The 7,096-nt window shown below is 70.3% G+C and carries 4 protein-coding genes, 1 rRNA gene and 1 pseudogene; 3 read left to right on the top strand and 3 right to left on the bottom strand.

Features of this window, described 5'->3' with window-relative positions; translation table 11 throughout:
- Positions 1-110: ribosomal RNA gene (locus tag AB8Z36_RS24710) — 16S ribosomal RNA — on the bottom strand; the annotation flags it as partial.
- Between the two features lie 702 nt (positions 111-812).
- On the opposite strand from AB8Z36_RS24710, the gene AB8Z36_RS24705 reads away from it, so the two are divergent.
- Both AB8Z36_RS24705 and ptsP read left to right on the top strand, forming a co-directional pair.
- Positions 813-1,262: a PTS sugar transporter subunit IIA gene (locus AB8Z36_RS24705; RefSeq protein ID WP_369215567.1), complete on the top strand. Its 450-nt coding sequence runs from the start codon at positions 813-815 to the stop codon at positions 1,260-1,262.
- 77 nt (positions 1,263-1,339) lie between these two features.
- Positions 1,340-3,010: a phosphoenolpyruvate--protein phosphotransferase gene (gene ptsP, locus AB8Z36_RS24700; protein ID WP_369215566.1), complete on the top strand. Its 1,671-nt coding sequence runs from the start codon at positions 1,340-1,342 to the stop codon at positions 3,008-3,010.
- Between the two features lie 61 nt (positions 3,011-3,071).
- On the opposite strand, the gene AB8Z36_RS24695 is transcribed toward ptsP, so the two are convergent.
- Both AB8Z36_RS24695 and AB8Z36_RS24690 read right to left on the bottom strand, forming a co-directional pair.
- Complete coding sequence (locus tag AB8Z36_RS24695) at positions 3,072-3,965, bottom strand: hypothetical protein (protein ID WP_369215565.1); 894 nt, start codon at positions 3,963-3,965, stop codon at positions 3,072-3,074.
- Between the two features lie 85 nt (positions 3,966-4,050).
- The gene (locus AB8Z36_RS24690) at positions 4,051-6,036 is read right to left on the bottom strand and encodes an acetoacetate--CoA ligase (RefSeq protein WP_369215564.1); all 1,986 of its coding nucleotides are present in this window, start codon (positions 6,034-6,036) and stop codon (positions 4,051-4,053) included.
- A 214-nt stretch (positions 6,037-6,250) separates the two neighbouring features.
- Here AB8Z36_RS24690 and AB8Z36_RS24685 point away from each other — a divergent pair.
- Positions 6,251-7,096, top strand: a pseudogene (locus tag AB8Z36_RS24685) (glycosyl hydrolase); the annotation flags it as partial.

The raw sequence follows: 7,096 nt of genomic DNA, 5'->3' as shown, positions 1-7,096 counted from the left end.
TTACTCACCCGTTCGCCACTAATCCACCCCGAGGGGCTTCATCGTTCGACTAGCATGTGTTAAGCACGCCGCCAGCGTTCGTCCTGAGCCAGGATCAATCTCTCCGTGAATGTGTACCGGTAATCCGGTGCGACACACACGAGAGCGGAACCAGGGAGAGGAATAATCTCCCGGTTCACAGCGTCCTCGCTGTGCTGCCTGCACGGACAAGCCGTACAGGACTTTTTCAAAGGAACCTCAACTCACCGGAGTGAGTCGGGGTATCAACATATCTGGCGTTGACTTTTGGCACGCTGTTGAGTTCTCAAGGAACGGACGCTTCCTTTGTACTCACCCGCAGAACATTGTCTGGGGCTTTCCTCCGGGCGCTTCCCTTCGGTGTTTCTTCTGTTCTTGCGTTTCCGACTCTATCAGACTCTTCCGTGTCCGATTTCCTCGGCGCCTTTCCGGTTTCCGCCCGGCCTTTCGGCTCTCGCGTTTCCCTTTCCGGCGGTTCAGACTTTATCAGGTCTCGATCGTCTCTCTGACCACGGTCACCGCAGACATGCGGAACCAGACTCAGGGATAGAATCTGAAGCTGATGGATGCTGCTGAGCCGGGGCGCATGAACGCGCTTCCTCGTCTCAAGCAGGAGTACGACTCTACATCGCGCCCCCGGTGGGCGCAAATCGTTAGTGCTGCACTCCTACGTCTGCCAACCGGGACCACTCATGCGGAACCGGGACTTCTTATGACTTACGCTTCTGAACAGCGCGTCGTCCAGGACAGGTAGCGACGACGGCCACCAATCTCCACCCCCTGGGAGGCTTGCCATGACCACCGTTTCGTCCCCGCTTGCAGGACGCGCCATCGGACTCCCCGCAGTACCGGATCCCGTGTTCTCGGGCGCCATGGTCGGTCCCGGCACCGCCATCGACCCCGTGCGCGAGGCCTCCGTGGCCGTCTCGCCGGTGGACGGCATCGTCGTCTCTCTTCACCCGCACGCGTTCGTGGTGGTGGACGACCAGGGTCACGGCGTTCTCACCCACCTCGGCATCGACACGGTGCAGCTCAATGGTGAGGGCTTCGAGCTTCTCGTCAACAAGGGGGACACCGTGACACGCGGCCAGTCCGTGGTCCGCTGGGACCCGGCCGCCGTCGAGGCCGCGGGCAAGTCGCCGATCTGCCCGGTCGTGGCGCTCGAGGCCACGGCCGAGTCCCTCTCCGGGCTCGTCGAGAGCGGCGACGTCAAGGCCGGCGACGAGCTCTTCAGCTGGCAGTGACGTCATCGCCGTCGCTGACGGCGGACAGTACAACCACCGCGGCGGCTGGGCCCGCCGCACTATCGGAGACGGGTGAGATGGAGACAACGCTGCGAGGCGTCGGTGTGAGCCATGGTGTGGCGATCGGCGAGGTTCGGCACATGGGGACGGCGGTCCTCGAACCGCCCGCCAAGCAGATTCCCGCGGAGGAGGCGGAGCGCGAACAGGGGCGCGCCCGTCAGGCCGTGGGAGCTGTGGCGGCCGACCTGATGGCGCGCGGCAATCTGGCCGGGGGCGAGGCGCAGGCGGTGCTCGAGGCTCAGGCCATGATCGCCCAGGACCCGGAGCTCATCGCCGACGTCGACCGGCGCATCACCGTCGGCAGCACAGCCGAGCGTGCCGTCTACGACGCGTTCTCCCACTACCGCGAACTGCTCGCCGGTGCCGGTGAGTACATGGCCGGACGAGTGGCGGACCTCGACGACGTGCGCAACCGCATCGTCGCCCGGCTGCTCGGCGTTCCGATGCCCGGTGTGCCGGACAGCGACCAGCCGTATGTGCTGATCGCACGTGACCTCGCGCCCGCGGACACCGCGCTGCTCGACCCGGCTCTGGTCCTCGGCTTCGTCACGGAGGAGGGCGGGCCCACCAGCCACAGTGCGATCCTCGCGCGGGCGCTCGGGGTCCCGGCCGTCGTGGCGCTGCCGGGCGCCGGGGAACTCGCCGAGGGTTCCGTCGTCGCCGTCGACGGCAGCACCGGCGAGATCTTCGTGGAGCCGAGCGCCGAGAAGCGCGCGCAGCTCGAGGACGCCGCCGCCGCGCGCAAGGCGGCGCTGGCCGCCTCGACCGGTCCCGGTGCCACGTCCGACGGGCACAAGGTGCCGCTGCTGGCCAACGTCGGCGGGCCCGCCGATGTGCCGGCCGCGGTCGAGGCAGGTGCCGAGGGCGTGGGCCTGTTCCGCACCGAGTTCCTCTTCCTCGACGACAGCAGCAAGGCGCCGTCCGAGGAGAAGCAGGTCGAGGCGTACCGCAAGGTGCTAGAGGCGTTCCCCGAGGGCCGTGTCGTCGTGCGGGTGCTTGACGCCGGTGCCGACAAGCCGCTGGACTTCCTGACGCCGGGCGACGAGCCGAACCCGGCGCTCGGCGTGCGGGGTCTGCGGTCGCTGCTCGACCACCCGGAGGTGCTGCGCACGCAGCTCACCGCGCTGGCCAAGGCGTCCGAGGGGCTGCCCGTCTACCTCGAGGTCATGGCCCCGATGGTCGCGGACCGCACGGACGCCAAGGCGTTCGCGGACGCGTGCCGCGAGGCCGGTCTCCAGGCGAAGTTCGGTGCCATGGTCGAGATCCCGTCGGCGGCTCTGCGGGCTCGCTCGATCCTTCAGGAGGTCGAGTTCCTCTCGCTGGGCACCAACGACCTCGCGCAGTACGCGTTCGCCGCCGACCGTCAGGTGGGCGCCGTGTCCCGGCTCCAGGACCCGTGGCAGCCCGCGCTGCTCGACCTGGTCGCGCTCTCCGCCGAGGCGGCGCGGGCCGAGGGCAAGAGCTGTGGCGTGTGCGGTGAGGCCGCGTCCGACCCGGTGCTCGCGTGTGTTCTGACCGGTCTGGGTGTCACCTCTCTGTCGATGGGTGCGGCGTCCATTCCTTATGTGCGGGCGACGCTCGGCAAGTACACGCTGGCCCAGTGCGAGCGTGCGGCGTCGGCGGCCCGTGCCGTGGACACCGCCGAGGAGGCCCGCAAGGCCGCGCAGGCGGTGCTGTCCGGCGAGTAGCCGAACAGGTCGCAGGTTCCGAGGGGCGTCCCACCGGTGTGGTGGGGCGCCCCTCGTGCGTTCAGTGGGTGTGCCCCCCTTCGGGCTGGTCGTCTTCCAGGTCCGGGGCCGCGCAGTAGTCGACGCCGGACTCCGGGGAGATGAGCTCTCCCGTAGTGGCGTCGGTGCAGTACGCGTCGAAGACCTCGGCCGCTGTGAGGGGGTGGAAGCGCCCCGCGCGCAGGCGCCAGCCCTGGACACGGTCCCGGGTACCGTCCGCGCTGGTGCGCAGCACCAGCCCTGCCGCGCGCCGGGTGGCGATGCCGGCCGCGAGGACCGTGGCGAACTCCAGGGCCTCCGTGTCGTCGAGCCGGGCGCCGCCGTCCTCGTCGATCTCGATGTGCAGGGCGGCGAACAGGTTCTGGTTCTCGGCCGGGACGCTGCACACCAGGTGCCGGGTGCCGGCGCCTGAGGTGTGCACGGCTCGGGTGATCAGTTGTGAGGCGCGGGTGAAGGACGCCCGTCCGATGTCCTCGCCGCAGGTGGTGCAGTTGCCGCTGGCGGCGAGCGCCATCGTCGCGTACTCCCAGGTGGCCTGGCGGACCGCCTCGTCGACGAGGTCGGGCAGCAGGTCGGTGAGGGGCTGGCCCTCATACCGGACGGCGGCGCCGCTCGCTGACAGTTCGGCGGTGAAGCGGGTGCGGCTGTCGGGGGTGTCGGGGTCCAGGCCCGCACTCGCGCAGTACTCCTCGTACTCCTCGGGGTCGAAGAGGACGACGGCGGTGTGGCGGCCCTGGGCGGCGAGGGTTCTGAGCAGGGCCTCGACCTGCTGGAGATAGGTGTCGTGGTCGTCGAAGGTGAAGGTGCGGTAGCGGCGCATGGCCGCGAAGTCGTCCTCGTCGGCCACCAGGCCGATGGTTCCGGCGACTTCGCGGCGCAGTGCGCGTCGCATCGTGTCGTGACGGGTTGGCGCCATCTTGTCCCCCTGCGCTCGGTCGATCAATGCTCACTCACAGTAACTGCGGGCACTGACAACGGGCGCTGAGCTGCGGGGACGGGCGTCAGGAGCGCTTGCGGGCGATGTTCTCGTAGAACCGCAGGAGGTCGAGGTCGTCGACCGAGCCCGCGTTGACCGCCTTGTCCAGCGGGGTGCCTTGCAGGAGGCGCTTGACCGGGACCTCGATGCGCTTGCCGGTGAGGGTGTGCGGGACGCCCGGTACCTCGATGACCTCGTCGGGGACGTGGCGCGGCGAGAGCTGTTCGCGGATGGTGCGCTTGATGCGGTCGCGCAGGGCGTCGTCGAGGGCCGCGCCGGGGGCGAGGTGGACGAAGAGCGGCATCCAGTAGCCGCCGTCGGGCTGTTCGACGCCGATGACGAGGGACTCGCGGATCTCGGGGAGGCGCTCGACGGCTTCGTAGATGTCGGCGGAGCCCATGCGGACGCCCTGGCGGTTGAGCGTGGAGTCGGAGCGCCCGTGGATGATCACCGAGCCGCGTGCGGTGAGGGTGATCCAGTCGCCGTGGCGCCAGACGCCGGGGTAGGTGTCGAAGTAGCTGTCGTGGTAGCGCGCGCCGTCCGGGTCGTTCCAGAAGTGGATGGGCATGGACGGCATCGGGTTGGTGACGACCAGTTCCCCGACCTCGTCGACGAGCGGCTTGCCCTGGAGGTCCCAGGACTGGAGGTCCGTGCCGAGGCAGGGGGCCTGGAGTTCCCCGATGTGCACGGGGAGCGTGGGCACGGCGCCCGCGAAGCAGGAGCACACGTCGGTGCCGCCGCTGACCGAGGCCGTCCACAGGCCGCCCGGGGTGTCGGCGAACTCCTCGTGCAGCCAGCGGAAGCCGTCGGGCGGCAGGGGGGAGCCGGTCGTGGCGACGCACTTGACGCGGGAGAGGTCGAAGTCCCTGGCGGGGTGGACGTCGGCCTTGCGGCAGGCCATGACGTACGCGGCGGAGGTGCCGTAGAGGGTGGCTCCGGTGCGTTCGGCGATGCGCCACTGGGCGCCGGTGTCGGGGTAGCCGGGGCTGCCGTCGTACAGGACGATCGTGGTGCCCGTGAGGAGGCCGGAGACGAGGAAGTTCCACATCATCCAGCCGGTGGAGGTGTACCAGAAGAAGCGGTCGTCGGGGCCGAGGTCGCAGTGCAGGCCGAGCTGCTTGAGGTGCTCGACGAGGATGCCGCCCTGGGACTGGACGATGGCCTTGGGCAGGCCGGTGGTGCCGGAGGAGTACAGCACCCACAGGGGGTGGTCGAAGGGCACCGCTTCGAAGACGGGGGCCACGTCGGCCGAGGTGAGGGCCGACCACTCCAGGGTGCCTTCCGGGGCGGCGGTGCCGAGCAGCGGAATGTGCACGACCGCGCGGAGGGTGGGCAGTTCGGAGCGGAGTTCGGCGACGGTGTCGCGGCGGTCGTGCTCCTTGCCGCCGTAGCGGTAGCCGTCGACGGTGAACAGGACGACCGGCTCGACCTGCTGGAAGCGGTCGAGGACGCTGCGGGCGCCGAAGTCGGGCGCGCACGAGGTCCACACGGCGCCGACGGCGGCGGTGGCCAGGAGGGCGACGACGGCCTGCGGGATGTTCGGCAGGTAGCCGCTGACGCGGTCACCGGGGCGTACGCCGAGGCCGCGCAGTTCCGCGGCCAGGGAGCCGACTTGGCGGCGCAGCTCGGCCCAGGTGACGGGTTGCGGGTCGTGGCTCTCGTCGACGTGGAGGATCGCGGGGGTGTCCGCGCGCGCGGGGTCCTCCGCCGCGCGCAGGGCGTGTTCCGCGTAGTTGACGGTCGAGCCGGGGAACCACTCGGCGCCGGGCATGCTCCGCTCGCCCAGCACGCGCGCGTAGGGCGTGGAGAAGCGGACGTCGAACCAGTCGGTGACGGCCTTCCAGAACGTGTCGAGCTCGGCGACCGACCAGCGGTGCAGTGCTTCGTAGCCGCCGTCGGCCGGGGCCCCGTACCGCTCGGCGGCCCATGCCTGGAACCGGGTGACCTGCGCTTGCGCGATCCTCTCCGGGCTCGGCTGCCAGAGCGGCACAGGGTTCGCTGAGGACGTCATGGGGCGGCTCCCGGACTGTACGCGTCTATGCGTGTGGAGTGTGCACGGGCTGGGTGTGCGCGTGAACACGGCTGAGGGGGACGATGCCATGTGATCGACTTACGCACCAGGGCATACCTCACACAGTCGGCTTGCTTCTCATGTGTCTGCACCCCAGGTGAACGGCGGCTGAACGGAGCGTACGCGCGGCCCTTTCGGTGGCAAGGTGAGCAGTATGAACGGTCGTGACCTGGTGCGTTCGGTGAAGGCGGTTGGCATGGTCGGCACAGCGCAGGGGTTGCGCACGGTGCGCTCGTCGTGGCGCAGATGGCGGGCGGACGCGGCGGGTCTGCCCTCGCGCAGGGCCGAGCGCGCGCGGGTGCCCGGTCCCGTGACGAAGGTGGAGCCGGGCCCCGGCGGTGGTGTGGTGCGGTTCGCCAGGTCCGAGCTGCGGGTGCGGGTGACGGCCGGCGGGGCCGTCTTCTGGGGCTGGGACGGTGCGGAGCCGGAGCCGTCGTACGCGCTGGCCTGCGGGAGCCCCGAGCCCGATCCGCGGGCGGTTCTCGAGCCCGACAAGGAGGGCGGCTGGCGGGTGGTGTCGGAGCGCACGACGGTGGTGGTGTCGCGGCACGGCTCCGTGGAGCTGCGCACCCCGGGCGGTGTCATGCTGCGGCGTGATCTGCCGCCGCGCTGGTGGGAGTCGGCCGAGGGCGGTGAGGCGCGCTGGGTGCAGCGGTCGGAGGTGGCGGCCGACGCGCGGTTCTTCGGGCTCGGCGGGCGCTCCGGCGGGCCCCGGCTGCGGAACGGCACGTACCGGCTGTGGAACACCGATCCGGGGGGTTCCTTCGGGCCCGGGGACGATCCGCTGTACATCACGATGCCGGTGCAGATGGTGGTGGCCGACGCCGGTGCGCATCTGGTCTTCCACGACAACACCTGGGAGGGCGCCGTCTCGTTGCGGGAGGGGACGGAGGGCGCCGGTTCGGGGCATGACAGGGCCGGGTCGTGCGAGGTGCGGATGGACGGCGGGCCGCTGCGGTGCTGGGCCATGGTCGGCACCCCCGCGCGCGTGCTGCACACC

It is taken from the genome of Streptomyces flavofungini (genome assembly GCF_041028215.1).
Taxonomy (GTDB): Bacteria; Actinomycetota; Actinomycetes; order Streptomycetales; family Streptomycetaceae; genus Streptomyces; species Streptomyces flavofungini_B.
This window is presented reverse-complemented; position numbering and strand designations above follow the sequence as displayed.

What these genes read in the sequence shown, in the direction of transcription:
- AB8Z36_RS24705 (WP_369215567.1), top strand. Translation starts at nt 813, where the DNA reads ATGACCACCGTTTCGTCCCCGCTTGCAGGACGCGCCATCGGACTCCCC.
- ptsP (WP_369215566.1), top strand. Translation starts at nt 1,340, where the DNA reads ATGGAGACAACGCTGCGAGGCGTCGGTGTGAGCCATGGTGTGGCGATC.
- AB8Z36_RS24695 (WP_369215565.1), bottom strand. Translation starts at nt 3,965, where the DNA reads ATGGCGCCAACCCGTCACGACACGATGCGACGCGCACTGCGCCGCGAA.
- AB8Z36_RS24690 (WP_369215564.1), bottom strand. Translation starts at nt 6,036, where the DNA reads ATGACGTCCTCAGCGAACCCTGTGCCGCTCTGGCAGCCGAGCCCGGAG.